Raw genomic sequence first — 19,163 nt, 5'->3', positions numbered from 1 at the left:
TGACGCAGATGACCTCCTTGCACGAGCAGCGCCTGGACTGCGTTTATCGCCAATTGAAAGCAGCGGGGGCACGGCGGGTGCTGGATCTGGGTTGTGGCTCGGGCGCGCTGCTGGCGCGCCTGCTGAACGATACTCAATTTGAGGAGGTGGTCGGGCTGGAGGCCTCGGGCCTCTCGCTGGCAACCGCCCGCTCTATGTTGGGCCCCTGGCTGGCAAATGAGCGGCAGCGGCCCGGCCTGACGCTGGTCCGCGGCTCCTACACCGAGTCCCAGCGAGACCTGGCGGGTTTTGATGCCGCAGCGATGGTGGAAACGATCGAGCATGTAAAGCCCCACCAGTTGTCGCTGGTGGAGCGCTGTGTATTCACGGAAATGGCTCCGCGGCTGCTGGTCATGACCACCCCCAACCGTGAATACAATCCCCTGCTGGGCCTGGGGCCGGGAGAGTTCCGCGAACAGGACCACAAGTTCGAATGGGATCGCGCCAAGTTCGCGTTCTGGTGCAAGGGTATTGCCAGCCGCAACCGCTACAGCGTCCAGTTCGGTGGCATCGGTGAGGCCGATCCGGAATTGGGCGCGCCCACACAGACCGCAGTGTTTCGCCGTCTCTACTGACGCAAGTTGATTCGTGGCGGCGTGCCCTGCCAGCCCGAGATGTGCCTGCGGCGGGAATAGCGGGTACTATGCGGCGTGGACACCACCACTTCGGAGATATCATGAACAATACTGTCAAGGTACTGGCCCTGGGTCTGGCCTGCGGGCTGGGCGCTGCTGCAGTCCTGGCTGCCACCGATCCGGCCGCACAGATTGAGCAGGACCTGCACCGCCATATTGCCGAACTGGCCAGCGATGCCTACGAAGGGCGGGCACCCGGAACTGCCGGGGAAGAGAAAACCGTGGCCTGGCTGCAGGCGGCTTTCGAGGAACTGGGCGCGGAGCCCGGCAATGCGGGCAGCTGGTTCCAGGAAGTGCCGATCACGGCGGTAACCACTGCTCCGGATGCGGTGCTGGCCATTCGCGGTTCTGATTTCAGCGCCGACTGGGCCTATGGCAGCGAGATGATGGCCTTTACCCGGCGCCAGGTTGAGCAGGCCGGGATCGAAGAATCCGAACTCGTTTTTGTTGGCTACGGCATCAACGCACCGGAGCGCAACTGGAACGATTACGCGGATGTGGATGTGAGCGGCAAGACGGTTGTTGTGCTGATCAATGACCCGGGCTATGCGACCCAGGATCCAGCTCTGTTCAATGGCAATGCCATGACCTACTACGGTCGCTGGGACTACAAGTATGACGAGGCAGCACGGCAGGGTGCCGCCGCCGTGCTGATCGTGCACGAGACCGATGCCGCCGCCTACCCCTGGGAGGTGGTGCGCAGCAGCTGGTCCGGCGCCAATATCGGCTTGACCGCGGACAACCAGCACCTCGACAAGGCTGCCGTGGAAGCCTGGATTCCGCAGGCCGGGGCCGAGGCCCTTTTTGCGGCGGCGGGTCTGGATTATGCGCAGAGCAAGGCGGCTGCCGCCAGGCCGGGTTTCAAGGCCAGGCCGCTGGCGGGCTTCCATGCCTCCGTCAGCCTGAACAACAGCCTGAGTACCAACTTGTCCCGCAACGTGGTGGCATTGCTGCCCGGTTCCAAATACCCGGACGAAGTCATCATCTATAGCGCGCACTGGGATCATCTGGGGGTGCGCCCCGACGCGCCCGGAGACAATATCTACAATGGTGCCAGCGACAACGCCTCGGGAGTGGCCGCCCTGCTGGCCCTGACCCGCCAGTTCATGTCGGCAGACGCACCACAGCGCTCCATCATGATGCTGGCGGTGACCGCGGAGGAATCCGGCCTGCTTGGTTCAAAGTATTACAGCGAAAACCCGATCTTTGCGCCCGCAAAAACCGTCGCCAACCTGAATATGGACAATATCGCCGCCGGTAATATCGGCCGGACCCGGGATGTTGCAGTGGTAGGTTATGGCAACAGCGAGCTGGAGGACTATCTGGCGCGAGCGGTACGGGGCCAGGGACGGGAAGTGGTACAGGAGCCCTACCCCGAGAAGGGTTATTACTACCGCTCCGATCACTTCTCCCTTGCCAGGATCGGTATTCCGGCGCTGTACCTGACCAGGTCCACCGACAGCGTGGAGCACGGCAAGGAGTGGGGCGATGCTCGCCTCAGGGATTACACCGCCAATCACTACCACAAGCCCTCGGATGAATATGACCCGAGCTGGAACCTGAGTGGGGCTGTCCAGGAAGTCATGCTGCTGCTGGAAATAGGGCGCGAGCTGGCCGCCAACCGCGATTTCCCGAGCTGGCACGAAGGTGTGGAGTTCAAGCGTGCCCGCGAGCAGTCGCTGGCGGCACCGTCCCGGCGTTGACTTTTCAGCCGGCGCCGTCCTGGGCCGGTTTGCGGCTGATTGCGAACGGAGACCAGGACTGGCTCACCGCCATCAGTTCCAGCGCGTTGACGTTGAGGTGGGCGGGCAGTGTCGCCAGCCAGTAAACCGTGTCGGCAATATCATCGGGCTGAATCGGGTCGGCCCCCGCATACAGACGGTCATGGGCAGCCTGGTCACCGCCGGTTCTGACCAGCGTAAATTCGCTCTCCGACAATCCCGGGGCCAGGCAGGTCACGCGCACGCCGGTGCCCTGCAGGTCGCAGCGCAGGGCCAGGGAAAACTGTTCAACAAAGGCCTTGGTAGCGCAGTAGACATTGCCGCCCGGATAGGGCCAGCGCCCGGCGACCGAGCCGATATTGATGATGCTGGCACCGCTGCCGCGCTTGACCAGGCCCGGCAACAGGCTGTGGGTGACCGTGGTCAGGCCGGTGATATTGGTATCTATCATGCGTTGCCATTGCTCCAGGTCGCAGTCCTGCGCCGGTGCGGTGCCCAGGGCCAGTCCAGCATTGTTGACCAGCGTATGCACCGTGTTGAAGGGCGCCGGCAGTGCCGCCACCGCGGCCTGCACCGCATCGCGATCACGCACGTCCAGTGTGACGCAGTGCACGGCGGCCTGTGGCTGCAATTCGGCCTCGATCGCCGCCAGCCGCTCGCTGCGGCGGCCGCTCAGAACCAGGTTCCAGCCTTCGCGGGCAAAGCGACGGGCACAGGCCAGGCCAAAGCCCGAGGTGGCGCCGGTGATGAAGACGGTGTTAGTCATGATTTACGGTCCCCTGCATGGATAGCGGATTGGTGGGTGATTGTGCCCAGCGGCAGCGCGCGGCGCAACGACTGCCAAACCGTGCGGGCAGGTCAGGCGACAGCGGCTGGCTGCAGCGGGGGCTGGCAGGTCAGCAGCGCGTCAATTGCAGCTGGGTCCTGCAGTCGTTTCAGTGCCTCGAACAACACGGCGCCCTGGGGAAAATAGCTGCGCAGGTACAGCAGCCACTGCTTCAGGGGATTGCCCACATAGTGATGGTCGTAGCGGGCCAGATTGAGCGCAAGAAAGCGGCGCAGCAGCGGCAGAATGTCATCCCAGGTCAGTGGCGGCGCTGCCTGACCTTGAGCTGCGCCGGCAATCAATCGCGGCAGGTCCGGCCGGCACAGGGCCCCGCGCCCCAGCATCAGGTCCTCGCAGCCGCTGAGCTCGCGGCAGCGGCGCGCCTGGTCGGGACTCCAGATCTCGCCATTGGCGATTATCGGCAGCTTGACGGTGTCGCGGGCCACGGCAATTTCCTCCCAGTAGGCGGGAGGGCGGTAGCCGTCGCGCTTGGTGCGCGCGTGGATTACCAATTCGGCGGCGCCCGCCTCTGCAACGGCAGCGACATTGTCCAGAAACCGGCTGCGGTCCTCGAAGCCCAGGCGGATCTTGACGCTCACCGGCGTGGCCGGGTCCACGGCCGCGCGCACTGCACTGACAATGGCCCGCACCCGTTCGGGCTCACGCAGGATGATGGCGCCGCCATCGGAACGGTTCACCGTTCTGGCCGGGCAACCAAAGTTGAGATCGATGCCCGCTGCGCCCAGTTCGGCGCAGCGGGCGGCGTTGTCCGCCATCGGGCCAGGCTGGCCGCCCAGTAATTGCACATAGACCGGCACGCCGCTGGCGGTGCGGCCGCCTTCTGCCAGCTCAGGACAGATGCGGTGAAATACCCGCGGCGGCAGCAGCTGGCCACCGATGCGGATAAACTCGGTCACACAGCGGTCGATGCCGCCCAGCTCTGTGAGCAGGGCGCGCATGGTGTGATCGGTTACGCCCTGCATGGGCGCCAGCATTACTCTCACGCGCGATCTCCGGTACAAGCGTGGATTCGAGGGACGGTATTGTAAGGCCTTATTGGCGCCGGATGCTGTTCCTGTTTTATGATAGCGCTTTTATTTCACCACAAAGGGGCCGTCGGCGAACCCATGCGGGACGATATCTTTATGCAAGGGGTTGAACTCATGCTGTTTGGCATGAGTGCCGTGATCCTGTTTCTGACCATGCTGGTACTGGTCACCAGCATCATGTCCCGGCTGATGACCCGCTATCTGCCACAGGCTGCCGCGGTGCCCAAGCCAGTGCGTCCGCGGGTGCCGGCGCCGGCACCCGCCGGGCCGGACCCCGAGGTATTGGCGGTCATCAGTGCTGCCATCCACCGACATCGATCTGATCAGCGCTGAGGCATACGCCGTCACGCTCCAGGCAAGAGGCTCAATCCATGCAAGACAACAAGCGCCCGTTGGGCATCACTGACGTCGTGCTGCGCGACGCTCACCAGTCACTGCTGGCGACGCGCATGCGCCTGGACGACATGCTGCCGATCGCGGCGGAACTCGACAAAGTCGGCTTCTGGTCGCTTGAATCCTGGGGCGGCGCCACCTTCGATGCCTGCATTCGCTATCTCGGGGAGGACCCGTGGGACCGCATTCGGGAGCTGAAAAAAGCCATGCCCAATACGCCGCAGCAGATGCTGTTTCGCGGCCAGAATATTCTGGGCTACCGGCATTATGCAGACGATGTGGTGCGCCGGTTTGTCGAGCGTGCAGCCCACAATGGCGTGGATGTGTTCCGGGTATTCGATGCGATGAACGACATGCGCAATATCGAAGTGGCGCTGCAGGCAGTCAAGGATGTGGGCAAGCATGCCCAGGGCACTATCTCCTACACCTTGAGTCCAGTCCACGATATCGAGACCTGGGTGGAGCAGGGCAAGCGCATCGAGGATATGGGCGCCGATTCGATCGCAATCAAGGACATGGCGGGCTTGCTGCGGCCCTACGAAGGCTATGAGCTGGTGAAGCGGCTAAAGGCGGCCTGTGACATTCCCATTCACATGCAGTGCCACGCCACCACCGGCCTGTCCACCGCGACCATCCTCAAATGCGTGGAGGCGGGCATCGACAACGTCGATACCTCGATATCCTCCATGTCCATGACCTACGGTCATTCCCCCACCGAATCGGTGGTGGCCATCTTCCGCGACACCGATCGTGATACCGGCCTGGACATCGAACAGCTGGCTTCCATCGCCGCCTACTTTCGTGAGGTGCGCAAGAAATATGCCCGCTTCGAGGGTTCTCTGCGCGGGGTCGATGCCCGTATTCTGGTGGCGCAAGTGCCCGGTGGCATGCTGACCAACATGGAAAACCAACTGCGCGAACAGGGTGCGACTGACCGAATGGACGAGGTTCTGGAGGAAATCCCCCGCGTGCGGGAGGACCTGGGTTTCATCCCGCTGGTCACACCCACCTCGCAGATCGTCGGCACCCAGGCGGTGATCAACGTGCTCACCGGCGAACGCTACAAATCCATATCGCGGGAGACTGCCGGGCTACTCAAGGGCGAGTACGGCGCCACCCCGGCGCCGGTCAACGCCGAGCTGCAACAGCGGGTGCTGGAGGGCGCGGAACCGATCAGCTGCCGGCCGGCGGATTTGCTGGAAGACGAAATGCAGACCCTGACCGGTGAGTTGCAGGATCTGGCGCGGGAGAAGAGCATACAACTGGCCAGCGGGGACAATGAAGTCGACGACGTGCTCACCTATGCGCTGTTTCCCCAGGTCGGGCTCAAGTTCCTGGAGCACCGCGGAGACCCGGCGGCGTTTGAACCGGCTCCCGCGGCGGACGGCGGGTCCGCCACTCCCGCAGTCGCCACCCCCCTGCGGATGACAGCGAACCGGCGGTGTACACCATCTCGGTAAATGGGCAGTCCTATGTGGTGGAAGTGACGGCAGGAGGTGACATCAATGCGGTCGCCTCCGGCGGCACCGCGGCGGCTGCCAGTGCTCCTGCGGCGGCACCGGTTGCGGATGCACAGCCGCTGCCTGCACCGCTGGCCGGCAACATCGTCAAGATCAACGTCGCAGTGGGCGATACGGTCGAGACTGGCGAAGTCCTGCTGATTCTGGAAGCCATGAAAATGGAGACCGAGGTGCGTGCGCCCCGGGCCGGAACAGTGGCCAGCGTCGACGTCAAGCCGGGCGATGCGGTCACGGTCGGCACTTCCTTGATAAGCCTGGGCTGATCTGTATGGACAATCTGTTGCAGCTCTGGCGCTCGTCGGGCCTGGCCCAACTCGCGCCCGGTCAGGCCTTCATGCTGTTGATCGGGCTGGTATTGTTGTATTTGGCCATCCGCAAGCAGTTTGAGCCACTGCTGCTGGTGCCGATCGGTTTTGGTGGCATCCTGGCCAATATCCCCGGGGCCGGCCTGGCCTATTCGGCGGTGGAAAACGCCATCTTTCTGGGGGACGCGCCACTGCTGGCCGAGCTGGCCAGGTTGCTGGGGCAATCCGCGAGCGAGGGCGGCAAGGCCCTGGTGGCGGCATTCGAGCAGGCTGATCCGGTGGCACAGTTGGCCGCTGTCGATCTGGCGGAGGAGGCCGGTCACAGCAGTGGCATGCTCCATCGCTTCTACAGCGTGGCCATAGCCAGTGGCTCGGGGCCGCTGATCATCTTCATGGGCGTGGGCGCTATGACGGATTTCGGTCCGGTGCTGGCCAACCCCAAGACGCTGTTTCTCGGCGCGGCAGCCCAGTTCGGCATCTTCGCCACAGTGCTCGGAGCCGTGGGCCTGACGGCGCTGGGGGTGATGGATTTCAGTCTCGCCGACGCGGCCGCCATCGGCATCATCGGGGGCGCTGACGGCCCTACCGCGATCTATGTGTCCAGTATTCTGGCGCCGGACCTGCTGGGTCCGATCGCGGTCGCCGCCTACTCCTACATGGCACTGGTGCCGCTGATCCAGCCGCCCATCATGCGTGCACTGACCACCGAGGCAGAGCGCAGGATTGAAATGGTACAACTGCGCGAAGTATCGCAACGAGAGAAAATCACCTTCCCGCTGGTGCTGCTGATCCTGGTGGCGCTGTTTCTGCCTACGGCCGCACCGCTGCTGGGGATGTTTTGCTTCGGCAATCTGATGCGTGAGTGCGGGGTGGTCGGGCGCCTGAGCGATGCAGCGCAGAATGCGCTGATCAATATCACCACGATTTTTCTTGGTCTCGCGGTCGGCTCCAAGCTGGTGGCGGACAAGTTCCTGGACTTCAATACACTCGGCATCCTGTTGTTGGGCATTGTGGCGTTCGCAATTGGCACCGCGTCGGGGATACTGATGGCCAAGTTGATGAACCGCTTTGGCAGTACCCCGCTGAATCCGCTGATTGGCTCGGCCGGCGTCTCGGCGGTGCCGATGGCTGCCCGGGTCAGCAACAAGGTGGGGCTGGAGGCCAACCCCCACAACTACCTGCTGATGCACGCGATGGGGCCCAATGTGGCCGGTGTGGTGGGCTCGGCCGTGGCTGCCGGTATCATGATCGCGCTGGTGAGTGCTTGATTGGTGCCCCGGAGATTATTTTTGTACACTGTCGACCCCACTAATCCAGCAGAGTTCGAGTGCGCATGAACCCCAATTATCTTGATTTTGAACAGCCCATTGCCGAGCTTGAGGTCAAGATTGAAGAGCTGCAATTGGTGGGTACCGACGCGGACATCAATCTCAGCGAGGAAATTCGTACCCTGCGGGAAAAGAGCACCAAGCTCACCGAGAAGATCTACGCCAATCTCAGTGCCTGGGAAATCGTCAAGGTGGCGCGCCATCCCCAGCGCCCCTACACGTTGGATTACATCCCCGGGTCTTCACCGATTTCGATGAACTGCATGGTGACCGACACTTTGGCGACGACCGCGCCATCGTCGGCGGCGTGGCCCGCCTCTGCGGGCGGCCGGTGGTCGTGATCGGGCAGGAGAAAGGGCGGGCGGTCAAGGACAAGGTGCTGCGCAACTTCGGCATGCCCAAGCCGGAGGGCTACCGCAAGGCGCTGCGCCTGATGCAGCTGGCAGAGCGCTTCAGGATGCCGGTGATTACCCTGATAGACACTCCCGGTGCCTATCCGGGGATCGACTCGGAGGAGCGGGGCATCAGTGAGGCCATCGCCCAGAATCTGGCGACCATGTCGCGTCTGGCGACGCCGATCATCTGCGTGGTCATCGGCGAAGGCAGCTCGGGTGGCGCGCTGGGGATCGGCGTCGGCGACCACCTGGTTATGCTGCAGTACGCCACCTATTTCGTGATCTCTCCCGAAGGTTGCGCCAATATCATCTGGAAGAGTACCGCCCATGCCCCGGAAGCCGCGGCGGCGATGGGGGTGACCTCTTCGGTGCTGCAGGAACTGGGCATCGTCGACGCCACCATCCCCGAACCGCTGGGTGGGGCCCACCGCAATGTCGACCTGGCTGCCCAGCGCATCCAGCAACACCTGGCCGGCGAGTTGGAGCGGCTCGAGCAAATTCCGCTGGAGGATATGCTGGAGCAGCGCTACCAGCGCCTGATGTCCTACGGCAACTGACACACCACCACCGACCGGTGGTCCCATGAAGAATGAAATGCTGACTCTCCGGCGGCTGCAGCCAGTCCTCGACGGGCTCCACGGCGCTGCACGTTGGCTGGTCGCCTACAGCGGGGGCTGGACTCCACTGTCCTGCTGCACTTGCTGCATTGTCACTGTCGCGAACAGGCCGGTGCGCCGGCCCTGGTCGCGGTGCATATCAACCACCAGCTGCAGCCCGCCTCCACTGCCTGGGAGCAGCATTGCGAGCGAGTCTGCGACGGTTTCGGACTGCCCCTGTTGCGGCGCCAGGTAGAAGTGGCGGTGACGGGCGAGGGTACTGAATCAGCGGCCCGCAAGGCACGCTATCGCGCGCTGGCTCAGCTACTTGAGCCGGGCGATGTGATCTTTCTGGCGCACCACCAGGACGACCAGATGGAGACCGTACTGCTGCGCTTGCTGCGCGGGGCAGGGCTGCAGGGGCTGCAGGGCATGCCAGGGTCACGGCCGCTGGGTGCCGGCACTTTGCAGCGGCCGCTGCTGGACTATCCCCGCAGCGCGCTGCAGCGCTATGCCAGGGAGCAGGCGCTGGAATGGATAGACGACCCTTCCAACACTGATACCCGCTTTGACCGCAATTACCTGCGCCACGAAATCGTGCCGCGGCTGGCGGCGCGCTGGCCGGCCTGCCGCAGAACCATCACCCGTTCGGCCCACCGTCTGCATGCGGCGGGCGAGGTGTTGGATGAGCTGCTGCCACGGGTCGAACCTGTGCGCAGCCGGCTGGGTGATCCGGGGCTTGCGTTGCCGCCGCTGCTGCAGCTGCCGGTCGAAGCTGGCCTGCTGGTGCTGCGCCGCTGGCTGCGCCAACAGCAGCTGCCAATGCCCGATCAGGCGCAGTTGGCGGAGTTCCTGCGCCAGTTGCACAGCGGGCTGCGTCGTGGCGCGCGGCTGGATTGTGGCCGTTACCGCTTGCAACGTTTCGCTGACGCCCTGTATCTGGTTGTGGCATTGCCGCCGGCGGCCGAGGCGCTGGCCGAACTTCGGCTGACGCCGGCGACGACGGTGGCGCTGCCCACCGGGGGGCAGCTGGCACTGATTCCGGCGGGGGACTCGCCAGGGCTACGCTTGCGCACAGACGAGAGGCTGACGCTGCGCTGGCGCCAGGGTGGTGAGCGCTGCCGCCTGGCTGGGCGCGGCGGTAGCCGCAGCCTCAAGAAGCTGCTGCAGGAAGCCGCAATTCCACCCTGGTGGCGGCAGCGCCTGCCGCTGCTGTATCTGGACGAGGAGCTGCTGGCGGTCGCCGATCTCTGGCTCTGCGACTCTTCCCGCCTGGCCCTGCTGGGTGGTCAGGGCGCCTGGCGGCCGCTCTGGACCCGAAATACTTCCGGCCCCGCGGATTGAGCTGCGGACGCCTTTCTGCTAACCTGATTTCCCATCTTTTGCAGGACTCGCGCCCCCGGACAGCAGCCCCATTGCCGTTTTGCGTGGACCCTGATTGTCCGTAATTACAGCTTGAAAAAAGGCTTTTCATGACGCGATATGTGTTCGTCACAGGTGGTGTGGTTTCGTCTCTGGGCAAGGGGATCGCGGCCGCATCGCTGGCGGCGGTACTCGAGGCGCGCGGGCTTCGGGTGACGCTGCTGAAGCTGGATCCCTACATCAACGTCGACCCGGGCACGATGAGCCCCTTCCAGCACGGTGAGGTGTTCGTCACCGAAGATGGCGCGGAAACCGACCTGGACCTGGGTCACTACGAACGCTTCACCCACACCACGATGAAGCGCAGCAACAACTTTACCACCGGGCGGGTCTACGATTCGGTGCTGAAGAAGGAGCGCCGCGGCGATTACCTGGGCGGCACGGTGCAGGTGATCCCCCACATTACCGACGAAATCAAGCGCCGTATCGTGCTCGGTGCCGGAGACGTCGACGTCGCCATCATCGAGATTGGCGGAACCGTGGGCGACATCGAGAGCCTGCCGTTCCTGGAAGCTGCCCGACAATTGCGGGTCGAGGTGGGCGCCGGGCGCGCACTGCTGATGCATCTCACGCTGGTGCCCTATATCGCCACGGCTGGCGAGATCAAGACCAAACCTACCCAGCACTCGGTCAAGGAGTTGCGCTCCATCGGCCTGCAGCCGGACATCCTGCTGTGCCGCTGTGCGGTGCCCATCGATGCCGGTGCCTGCAAGAAAATCTCCCTGTTCACCAATGTCGAAGAGCGTGCGGTCATCCCGCTGCTGGATGCCGATTCAATTTACCGGATTCCCGGCATGCTGCACGCCTATGGTCTGGACGACTTCGTGGTGGAGCGCTTTCACCTGGAGTGCCCGGCGGCGGATCTGACAGAATGGGACGACGTGCTGCGGCGCGAGTTCAGCGACACCCGCGGCCGGGTGCGCATCGCGATGGTCGGCAAATACATGGATCTGCTGGACGCCTACAAGTCGCTGAACGAGGCACTCAAGCACGCCGGCCTGCAGACCCTGGCTGAAGTCCAGGTCGCCTATATCGACGCCGAGGACATCGAACGCGACGGCACCGGGGTGCTGGAACAGATGGACGCTATCCTGGTGCCGGGAGGTTTTGGCGACCGTGGGGTCGAGGGCAAGATCATGGCCGTGCGCCATGCGCGCGAGCACCGGATTCCGTTTCTTGGCATCTGTCTGGGCATGCACGTGGCCCTGATCGAGTATGCTCGCAACGTCTGCGGACTGGAGGGGGCCAACTCCACCGAGATGGTGGCGTCCACGCCGCACCCCATCGTCGCCCTGATCACCGAGTGGCAGAACGTTGACGGTTCCACCGAGCAGCGCGACGAAAGCTCCGATCTGGGCGGCACCATGCGTCTGGGCGCCCAGACCTGCTACCTGGAGCCCGGTTCCAGGGCGCATGAAATATATGGCAGCGATACCGTGCTGGAACGGCATCGGCACCGCTATGAAATCAATAACAACTATGTGGACCAGCTGGTTGCGGCGGGCGTGCGGGTGGGCGGCTGGTCCGAACACCGGGCCCTGGTGGAGATGATCGAATTGCCCGATCATCCCTGGTTCATCGCCTGCCAGTTCCACCCCGAGTTCACTTCCCGGCCCCGCGGCGGCCATCCCCTGTTTACCAGTTACATTGAGGCGGCGCTGACCCATGCCCGGGGCTGAGTGCCTGGCGCGCCGGCCCCGTCGCGCAACAGGAGTAGCCCCGTGACCAGCAGCAGTGTCAGTATCGGTGCCATCACCATCGCCAACGACGCGCCCTTTGTGCTGTTGGGAGGCGTCAATGTTCTGGAGAGCCGCGACTTTGCACTGCGCGTCGCCGAGCACTATGTGGCGGTCTGCCAGCGGCTGAATATCCCGCTGGTATTCAAGGCCTCCTACGACAAGGCCAACCGCTCTTCGATCCATTCCTTTCGCGGGCCCGGACTCGATGAAGGACTGGATATCCTGGCCGAGGTCAAGCAACAGTTTGCAGTGCCGGTGTTGACCGACGTGCACAGCCCGGAACAGGCAGCGCCGGCGGCCGAGGTCTGCGACATCCTGCAGTTGCCGGCATTCCTGGCGCGGCAGACCGACCTGGTCGCCGCGTTGGCCGCGACCGGCGCGGTAATCAACATCAAGAAACCCCAGTTTTTGAGTCCCACCCAAATGGCCAATGTGGCGGACAAGTTCCGCGAGTGCGGCAACGACCGTCTGCTGCTGTGTGAGCGTGGCAGTAATTTCGGCTATGACAATCTGGTGGTGGACATGCTGGGGTTTGGCGTCATGAAGCAGGCCTGCGGCGACCTGCCGCTGGTGTTCGACGTCACCCACGCCCTGCAGTGCCGCGACCCGCTGGGTGCGGCCTCCGGCGGGCGGCGCTCCCAGGTGCTGGAGCTGGCCCGGGCGGGGATGGCAGTCGGGCTTGCGGGCCTGTTCCTGGAGGCGCATCCGGCACCGGAGCAGGCGCTCTGCGATGGTCCCAGTGCGCTGCCACTGCATCAATTGGAGGCCTTCCTGGTCCAGGTCAAGGCGGTGGATGAACTGGTCAAGAGCCTGCCGGCGCTTACCATAGAGTAAATAAAGTAAATTGATTGGGAACGGAGCGTAGCCAGATGAGCAAGATTGCGAACATTCAGGCCTTTGAGGTCATGGACTCCCGGGGCAACCCGACCGTGCTGGCCGAGGTCACCCTCGCCAGTGGTGAGGTGGGTGCCGCCTGCGCTCCCTCCGGCGCCTCCACCGGCTCGCGGGAGGCGCTGGAACTGCGCGATGGCGATAGCGCGCGCTACTTGGGCAAGGGCGTGCTCACTGCGGTAGGCCATGTGAACGGTCCCATCCGGGAATTGCTGCAGGGGCGCGACCCCGAGCAACAGCGGGAACTGGACCAGGCGATGATCGACGCCGACGGCACCGAGAACAAGGCCAAATTCGGCGCCAATGCCATCCTGGCGGTCTCGCTGGCGGCGGCGAAGGCGGCGGCCAGCGCTCGCGGGATCCCACTGTACCAGCACATTGGCGAACTCAATGACAGCACGGACTTTTCCATGCCGGTGCCGATGATGAATATCCTCAATGGCGGTGAGCACGCCGACAACAATGTCGACATCCAGGAATTCATGATCCAGCCGGTGGCGGCCCCCAGCTTTGCCGAGGCGCTGCGCGCCGGCGCGGAGATCTTCCACCAGCTGAAGAAGGAGCTGGCCGGCCGCGGGCTCAGCACTGCGGTGGGCGACGAGGGTGGCTTTGCTCCCAACCTGCCCTCCAACGAGGCCGCGCTGGAAGTGATTGCCGAGGCGGTGGGGAAGGCCGGCTATCAGCTGGGCCGGGATATCACCCTGGCCTGGACTGTGCTGCTTCGGAGTTCTACCGTGACGGAGTCTACGACCTGGCCGGGGAGGGCAAGCAGTTCAGCAGCGCCGAATTCACTGACTACCTGGCTGCGCTCGCGGCCGCTCACCCGATTATCTCGATTGAGGACGGTCTCGATGAGTCGGACTGGGACGGCTGGAAGCTGTTGACCGAGAAGATCGGCGACCGGGTCCAGTTGGTGGGGGATGACCTGTTCGTCACCAACACCAAAATCCTGCAACAGGGCATCGAGCGCGGCGTCGCCAACTCCATCCTGATCAAGTTCAACCAGATCGGCAGTCTGTCGGAAACCCTGGATGCGATAGCGATGGCGCGGCAGGCAGGCTATACCGCGGTCATCTCTCACCGTTCTGGCGAGACAGAAGATACCACCATCGCCGATCTGGCGGTGGCTACCGCAGCGGGTCAGATCAAGACCGGATCCCTGTGCCGGTCGGACCGGGTCGCGAAGTACAATCGCCTGCTGCGGATTGAGGCCGAGCTGGCGGGGCAGGCTCCCTACCGCGGTCTGGCCGAATTCGGACGCCGGAGCTAGGCCGTGCGCCTGCTGCTGGCTGTGCTGGTGCTTGTGGTGCTGGTACTGCAGTACCGGCTCTGGTTTGCCGAGGGCAGCCTGGCGGAGAAGCGGCGGTTGGAATTGCAGGTGGAGACCCAGACCGGGATCAACCGCGAACTGCGCGAGCGCAACGCGGTGCTGGAACGGGAGGTGCTCGAGCTGCAGACCGGCAACGACGGACTGGAACAGCGGGCCCGGGAACAGTTGGGGCTGGTGCGCGAGGGCGAAGTGTTCTATCAGGTGGTCGCGCCCGAAGACGAACCTGATGCCGGCGCGGAGACAGGCCGGCAATGAGCGTCAATGCGCGGTGCTGGGGGGTCATTCCCGCCGCCGGCAGTGGCAGCCGCATGGCCGCAGACTGTCCCAAGCAGTTTCTCGAGATCGGCGGGGTCAGCCTGCTGCGGCACAGTCTGCGGGCGCTGCTCGCCTGTGATGCTGTTGTCGGAGTGGTGGTGGCGCTGCCTGGGGCTGATCCGCGGGCCGCAGAGCTGGCCCGCGAGCCACGGGTGGAGGTGGTCAGTGGCGGTGCCCGGCGGGCCGATTCAGTACTGGCGGCACTGCGGCAGTTGCAAAAAATTGCAGATGCGGCTGACTGGGTGCTGGTACACGACGCGGCGCGGCCCTGCGTTGCGGTCGCCGATATCGAGCGCCTGATTGCCCAGGTGAGCCGTTCGGGCAGCGGAGCGCTGCTGGCGCAGCCGGTGCTGGATACTGTCAAGCAGGCGGATGCCGCCGGGCAGGTGTGCGCAACCCTGGATCGCACTTCACTGTGGCGGGCACAGACTCCCCAGATGTTCCGCCTCGGTGAATTACAGGCCGCGCTGGTGGCGGCGCTGGACGCCGGTGTCGAGGTGACCGATGAGGCCTCCGCGATGGAATGGGCAGGGCACCCGGTCCAGCTGGTGGCCGGCTCCGCCCGCAACCTCAAGGTAACGGTGGCAGAGGACCTGCAGCTGGCGGCCTGGTATCTGGACGGAGCGGGACGGCGGGCGGAGGGAGGAGACGGGTGCGAATAGGGCACGGTTACGACGTCCACCGTTTTGGCCCCGGTGAGCAGCTGGTGCTGGGGGGCGTGACGATTCCCCACGATCGCGCTCTGCAGGCTCATTCCGACGGTGATGTCTTGATTCACGCGCTCTGTGACGCACTGCTGGGCGCGATCGGTCGCGGTGATATTGGCCGCCATTTTCCGGACACAGACCCGGCCCTGGCGGGGGTCGACAGCCGCCGCCTGTTGCGCGAGGTGGTCGCCCAGGTCCACGCCTGTGGTTGGGTACTGGCAAACATGGATGCCACCATTGTTGCCCAGGCGCCGCGACTGGCGCCCCACGTGCCGGCCATGCAGACCCTGCTGGCGGCGGACCTGCAGGTGCCGCCGGAACGGGTGAACGTGAAGGCGACAACCACCGAGCAGCTGGGCTTCACCGGGCGCGGCGAGGGTATTGCCGCCCATGCCGTGGTGCTGCTGACTGCTGCCGCAGGGTGATCGCGTCCCGGCCAACGGTCGTTGCCGAGCTGCCGGCTCGCGCCTTGATCCGGTTCACGCCCGAGGACTTCGTGGTTCGCGAGCAGCTGGGTTTTTGCCCGGACAACCAGGGAGAGCACGTCTTTTTGCAGTTGCAGAAGCGCGGCCTCACGACCGAAGACCTGCTGCAGCGGGTCTCAGGTCTCAGCGGGATCCATCCGCGGGACATCGGCTACAGCGGCCTGAAAGATCGCCACGCCGTCACCAGCCAATGGTTGAGCGTGCGCATGGCGGGGCGCCCGGAGCCGGACTGGAAGCAGTTGGAGGCCGGGGCGACATCGTCTTGCTGGCGCAGTCGCGCCACTCGCGCAAGCTCAAGCGCGGCGTACACCGCGGCAACCTATTCGAATTGCGGCTGCGCCGGCTCGAAGGTGACAGGGCCGCGCTGGAACAGCAGCTGGAACGGGTGCGGGCGCAGGGGGTACCCAACTATTTTGGCGAACAGCGCTTCGGCCGTGCCGGCGCCACCCTGCTGCAGGCGCGGCAATGGGTTCAGCGCGGCGGCGGCAAGCTGTCCCGCAGCCGCCGCAGCCTGTTGCTGTCGGCGCTGCGGGCTCAGCTGTTCAATCTCCTGCTGGCTCATCGCGTACGGCAACAGAGCTGGAACCGGGTGCTGGCGGGCGATGTCTGCATGCTGCAGGGATCGCGCAGTCTGTTTGCCTGCGCCGGAGTGGATGCGGAAATCGAGGCGCGGACAGCGGCCGGAGACATCCACCCCGGCCTGCCCCTGTGGGGTCTGGGCAAGGTGTTGCAGGCCGAACCCATGCTGTCTGAGCAGTCCCGGGTGCTGGCCGATGAAGCGGCGGCCTGCCGCTTCCTGGAGCAGGCTGGCCTGACTCTGGCCTACCGTTCCGCGCGCCTGCTGGCGGATGACTTTTGCTGGCAGTTTTGTGATGATGATACGTTATTACTGAGTTTCGGTCTGGGCGCGGGCAGCTATGCGACCGCCGTACTGGCAGAATTGGTAGACTATAGGGAAGGGGATCGGGGGAGTGGTAACGGCAGTGAGCAGCGTTGATCTCAACGGCATCGGGATGACCTCGCAGCGTACGCGGGAGCGGCTGATTGGACGCCTGGTGGAACAGGGAATCAGCAATCCCGGGGTGCTGGATGTGATGCGAAGCACGCCCAGGCATTTATTTCTGGACGAGGCGATGGCGCACCGCGCCTACGAGGACACGGCACTGCCCATCGGCTATCAACAAACCCTGTCGCAACCCTATATAGTGGCCCGCATGACCGAGCTTTTGCTGGAACACGGACCGCGGGCCCGGGTGCTCGAGCTGGGCACCGGCTCGGGCTACCAGACCGCCGTGCTGGCTCAACTGGTCGACCAGCTGTGGAGTGTTGAGCGCATCAAACCGTTGCTGGACAGGGCTCGCCAGCGCTTGCGGCAACTCCGCCTGCGCAATGTGCAGCTGCGTCACGCTGATGGCGGCCTGGGCTGGGAAGAGGCGGGCCCTTTCGACGGCATCCTCAGTACCGCGGCCCCCGAGCGCATCCCGGAAGAGCTGCTGCAACAGCTGGCGCCCGGTGGTTGCCTGGTGATTCCGGTCGGCGGCGCCAGTCAGCACTTGCAGCAAGTCACCCGCACCAGCGATGGCTTCGAGACGCGTATTGTCGAGGCGGTGCGCTTTGTTCCGCTACGGCCCGGTACAGTGAGGTAGCGCGGTGACCCCGGCAGGTATTTACCTGCGTGGTGTGTTGATGGGTGCTGCCGATATCGTGCCGGGGGTATCCGGCGGGACCATAGCCTTCATCACCGGCATTTATGACCGGCTGCTGGCCAGCATCCGTGCCTTTGGCCTGCCGTTCCTGGGCTTGCTGTGGCGGGGACGGTTGCGCGCCGCCTGGGACCATGTGGACGGTGCCTTTCTGTTGGCGCTGGTACTCGGGATTGGCACCAGTATCGCGTCGCTGGCGCGATTGATTGCCTGGTTGCTGGCGCACTATCCGGTGCCGCTGTGGGCGTTTTTCTTCGGCCTGATCCTGGCTTCCGCGCTGGTTCTGCTGCGCCAGGTCGGGCAGTGGACACCGGTGCGCGCCGGCTGTCTGCTGCTGGGGCTGCTGGTGGCGGTGGCCATCGCCCTGTCACCGGTGGTAGCGATGACGCCGGGCCTGCCGGGCGTATTCATTGCCGGCTTTGTTTCCATTTGCGCGATGATCCTGCCCGGCATTTCCGGGAGCTTCATTCTGATCCTGCTGGGGATGTATGGTCCCATACTGGCCGCGGTGAACGATTTCCAGTGGGATGTACTGCTGGTGTTTGCGGTCGGCGCGGGGACCGGACTGATGTGTTTCTCGCGCCTGCTGTACTGGCTGTTACACCGCTTTCACAGCCCCACCATGGCGCTGTTGACCGGCTTTCTGTTCGGTTCGCTGCTGGTCGTCTGGCCCTGGAAACGGGCGCTGGACTGGGTGGTCAGCAGCCATGGTGAACTGCGCCCGGCACAGCAGGTTCCGGTGCTGCCCCAGGAGTATCTGACGGTAGCAGGGGAAGATCCGATGCTGATTCCGTGCCTGGCGCTGATGGTGCTTGGTTTCGCGCTGGTGTGGTGGATCCACAGGCAATGGGGACGGGCCTGACTCCGTGTCTGATGCCTGGCGCGCGCAGCTGGTTTGTTTACTGCTGCTGGTACTGACAGCCTGTGCCGGTGGCCCACCCGCACCGATTGAGGACCGCCGTACGCCCGCCACCACCCATCTGCCCCTGCCGGCGGACAGCTATGTTGTCCGGCGTGGCGATACCTTGTATTCAATCGCATTTCGCTTCGGCCAGGATTATCGGGAGGTGGCCGCGCGCAATGGTATTCGCGCACCCTACACCATCCACCCGGGCCAGCGTTTGCGGGTCATCGGCGATGCCACCGGGAGCGCAGCGCGTTCCGGGCATGCCGTACGTCACACTCCCCCACCCGAACCCATAAGCAGCGGGCCAGCGGAGGCGACAGCGCCCCGCCGTGACAGCACTGTGTCCCCCGACAGGGGTGCCAGCCGACCATCGAGCCCGGCCAGAACGACACCAGTGCCCCCGCAGCGCCCCCCTGCATCCGCTACCCGGCCCCCGGCTGCGCCACCGACCGCGGCGGCTGTGCTGGCCCCTGTTACGGCCTGGCGCTGGCCCACCCCGGGGCGGGTAACGCGGGGCTATTCAGCTACTGTGCACAAAGGGATTGATATTGGCGGACAGCGGGGTGATCCGGTGGTGGCGGTCGCGGCGGGCCAGGTGGTCTATGCGGGCACCGGGATCGTGGGTTTTGGCGAGTTGCTGATCGTGAAGCACGACGATGTCCATCTCAGCGCCTACGGGCACAATGACCGCCTGCTGGTGGCCGAGGGCGAACTGGTGCGGGCCGGACAGGAAATCGCGAAAAAAGGCAGCACTGGCACCGACTCCGTCAAGCTGCATTTTGAGATCCGCAGGGAGGGAAAGCCGCTGGATCCGCTGCACTTCCTGCCCCCCCGGTAGGTGTCTTGTATTTATCACT

Annotated in this window: 16 protein-coding genes and 4 pseudogenes; 18 read left to right on the top strand and 2 right to left on the bottom strand. The window is 64.5% G+C overall.

Annotated elements, in window-relative coordinates; genetic code table 11:
- Window positions 1-8 precede the first annotated feature (8 nt).
- Window positions 9-614 carry a methyltransferase domain-containing protein gene (locus G3T16_RS01260; protein WP_197911830.1) on the top strand — a complete coding sequence of 202 codons (606 nt, stop codon included), beginning with the start codon at window positions 9-11 and terminating at the stop codon, window positions 612-614.
- A gap of 101 nt (window positions 615-715) precedes the next feature.
- On the top strand, window positions 716-2,377 hold the full coding sequence (locus G3T16_RS01255) for a M28 family peptidase (protein ID WP_163493487.1): 1,662 nt from the start codon (window positions 716-718) through the stop codon (window positions 2,375-2,377).
- Window positions 2,378-2,381: 4 nt separating this feature from the next.
- On the opposite strand, the gene G3T16_RS01250 is transcribed toward G3T16_RS01255, so the two are convergent.
- Window positions 2,382-3,161 (bottom strand): SDR family NAD(P)-dependent oxidoreductase, encoded by a 780-nt coding sequence (locus tag G3T16_RS01250; RefSeq protein ID WP_163493486.1) that lies wholly within the window; start codon window positions 3,159-3,161, stop codon window positions 2,382-2,384.
- A gap of 92 nt (window positions 3,162-3,253) precedes the next feature.
- On the bottom strand, window positions 3,254-4,216 hold the full coding sequence (locus tag G3T16_RS01245) for a tRNA dihydrouridine synthase (RefSeq protein ID WP_332102909.1): 963 nt from the start codon (window positions 4,214-4,216) through the stop codon (window positions 3,254-3,256).
- A gap of 132 nt (window positions 4,217-4,348) precedes the next feature.
- Between G3T16_RS01245 and G3T16_RS01240 the strand changes: the two genes are divergently transcribed.
- The 16 genes and pseudogenes from G3T16_RS01240 to G3T16_RS01165 all read left to right on the top strand — a co-directional run bounded on the left by G3T16_RS01240 (window position 4,349) and on the right by G3T16_RS01165 (window position 19,144).
- On the top strand, window positions 4,349-4,603 hold the full coding sequence (locus tag G3T16_RS01240) for an OadG family protein (protein ID WP_163493485.1): 255 nt from the start codon (window positions 4,349-4,351) through the stop codon (window positions 4,601-4,603).
- 38 nt (window positions 4,604-4,641) lie between these two features.
- Window positions 4,642-6,446, top strand: a pseudogene (oadA, locus tag G3T16_RS01235) (sodium-extruding oxaloacetate decarboxylase subunit alpha).
- A gap of 5 nt (window positions 6,447-6,451) precedes the next feature.
- Window positions 6,452-7,756 carry a sodium ion-translocating decarboxylase subunit beta gene (locus G3T16_RS01230; protein WP_163493484.1) on the top strand — a complete coding sequence of 435 codons (1,305 nt, stop codon included), beginning with the start codon at window positions 6,452-6,454 and terminating at the stop codon, window positions 7,754-7,756.
- Between the two features lie 65 nt (window positions 7,757-7,821).
- Window positions 7,822-8,768 (top strand): annotated as a pseudogene (gene accA / locus G3T16_RS01225) (acetyl-CoA carboxylase carboxyl transferase subunit alpha).
- A 93-nt stretch (window positions 8,769-8,861) separates the two neighbouring features.
- Window positions 8,862-10,151 carry a tRNA lysidine(34) synthetase TilS gene (gene tilS, locus G3T16_RS01220; protein ID WP_163493483.1) on the top strand — a complete coding sequence of 430 codons (1,290 nt, stop codon included), beginning with the start codon at window positions 8,862-8,864 and terminating at the stop codon, window positions 10,149-10,151.
- Between the two features lie 128 nt (window positions 10,152-10,279).
- Window positions 10,280-11,908, top strand: a complete 1,629-nt coding sequence (locus G3T16_RS01215) for a CTP synthase (protein WP_163493482.1) — start codon at window positions 10,280-10,282, stop codon at window positions 11,906-11,908.
- A 42-nt stretch (window positions 11,909-11,950) separates the two neighbouring features.
- On the top strand, window positions 11,951-12,802 hold the full coding sequence (gene kdsA / locus G3T16_RS01210; RefSeq protein WP_163493481.1) for a 3-deoxy-8-phosphooctulonate synthase: 852 nt from the start codon (window positions 11,951-11,953) through the stop codon (window positions 12,800-12,802).
- Between the two features lie 35 nt (window positions 12,803-12,837).
- Window positions 12,838-14,129 (top strand): annotated as a pseudogene (gene eno / locus G3T16_RS01205) (phosphopyruvate hydratase).
- A gap of 3 nt (window positions 14,130-14,132) precedes the next feature.
- Window positions 14,133-14,444, top strand: a complete 312-nt coding sequence (locus G3T16_RS01200; protein WP_163493480.1) for a septum formation initiator family protein — start codon at window positions 14,133-14,135, stop codon at window positions 14,442-14,444.
- The gene (gene ispD, locus G3T16_RS01195) at window positions 14,441-15,166 is read left to right on the top strand and encodes a 2-C-methyl-D-erythritol 4-phosphate cytidylyltransferase (RefSeq protein ID WP_163493479.1); all 726 of its coding nucleotides are present in this window, start codon (window positions 14,441-14,443) and stop codon (window positions 15,164-15,166) included. Before G3T16_RS01200 ends, ispD begins: the two co-directional genes overlap by 4 nt.
- Entirely contained in the window at window positions 15,157-15,636 is a 480-nt protein-coding gene (ispF, locus tag G3T16_RS01190; RefSeq protein WP_163493478.1) for a 2-C-methyl-D-erythritol 2,4-cyclodiphosphate synthase, read from the top strand. Before ispD ends, ispF begins: the two co-directional genes overlap by 10 nt.
- Window positions 15,633-15,848: pseudogene (gene truD, locus G3T16_RS22930) on the top strand (tRNA pseudouridine(13) synthase TruD); the annotation flags it as partial. The gene ispF and the pseudogene truD (G3T16_RS22930), both read left to right, overlap by 4 nt.
- Before the next feature lie 38 nt (window positions 15,849-15,886).
- On the top strand, window positions 15,887-16,693 hold the full coding sequence (gene truD, locus G3T16_RS01180; RefSeq protein ID WP_163493477.1) for a tRNA pseudouridine(13) synthase TruD: 807 nt from the start codon (window positions 15,887-15,889) through the stop codon (window positions 16,691-16,693).
- A gap of 16 nt (window positions 16,694-16,709) precedes the next feature.
- The gene (locus tag G3T16_RS01175) at window positions 16,710-17,342 is read left to right on the top strand and encodes a protein-L-isoaspartate(D-aspartate) O-methyltransferase (protein WP_163496911.1); all 633 of its coding nucleotides are present in this window, start codon (window positions 16,710-16,712) and stop codon (window positions 17,340-17,342) included.
- Window positions 17,343-17,346: 4 nt separating this feature from the next.
- Window positions 17,347-18,261, top strand: coding sequence for a DUF368 domain-containing protein (locus G3T16_RS01170; protein WP_163493476.1), 915 nt, complete (start codon window positions 17,347-17,349; stop codon window positions 18,259-18,261).
- Between the two features lie 4 nt (window positions 18,262-18,265).
- Window positions 18,266-19,144, top strand: a complete 879-nt coding sequence (locus G3T16_RS01165; protein ID WP_232059210.1) for a peptidoglycan DD-metalloendopeptidase family protein — start codon at window positions 18,266-18,268, stop codon at window positions 19,142-19,144.
- The last annotated feature ends 19 nt before the right edge of the window (window positions 19,145-19,163 follow it).

The organism is Kineobactrum salinum (assembly GCF_010669285.1).
Lineage (GTDB): Bacteria > Pseudomonadota > Gammaproteobacteria > Pseudomonadales > Halieaceae > Kineobactrum > Kineobactrum salinum.
This window is presented reverse-complemented; position numbering and strand designations above follow the sequence as displayed.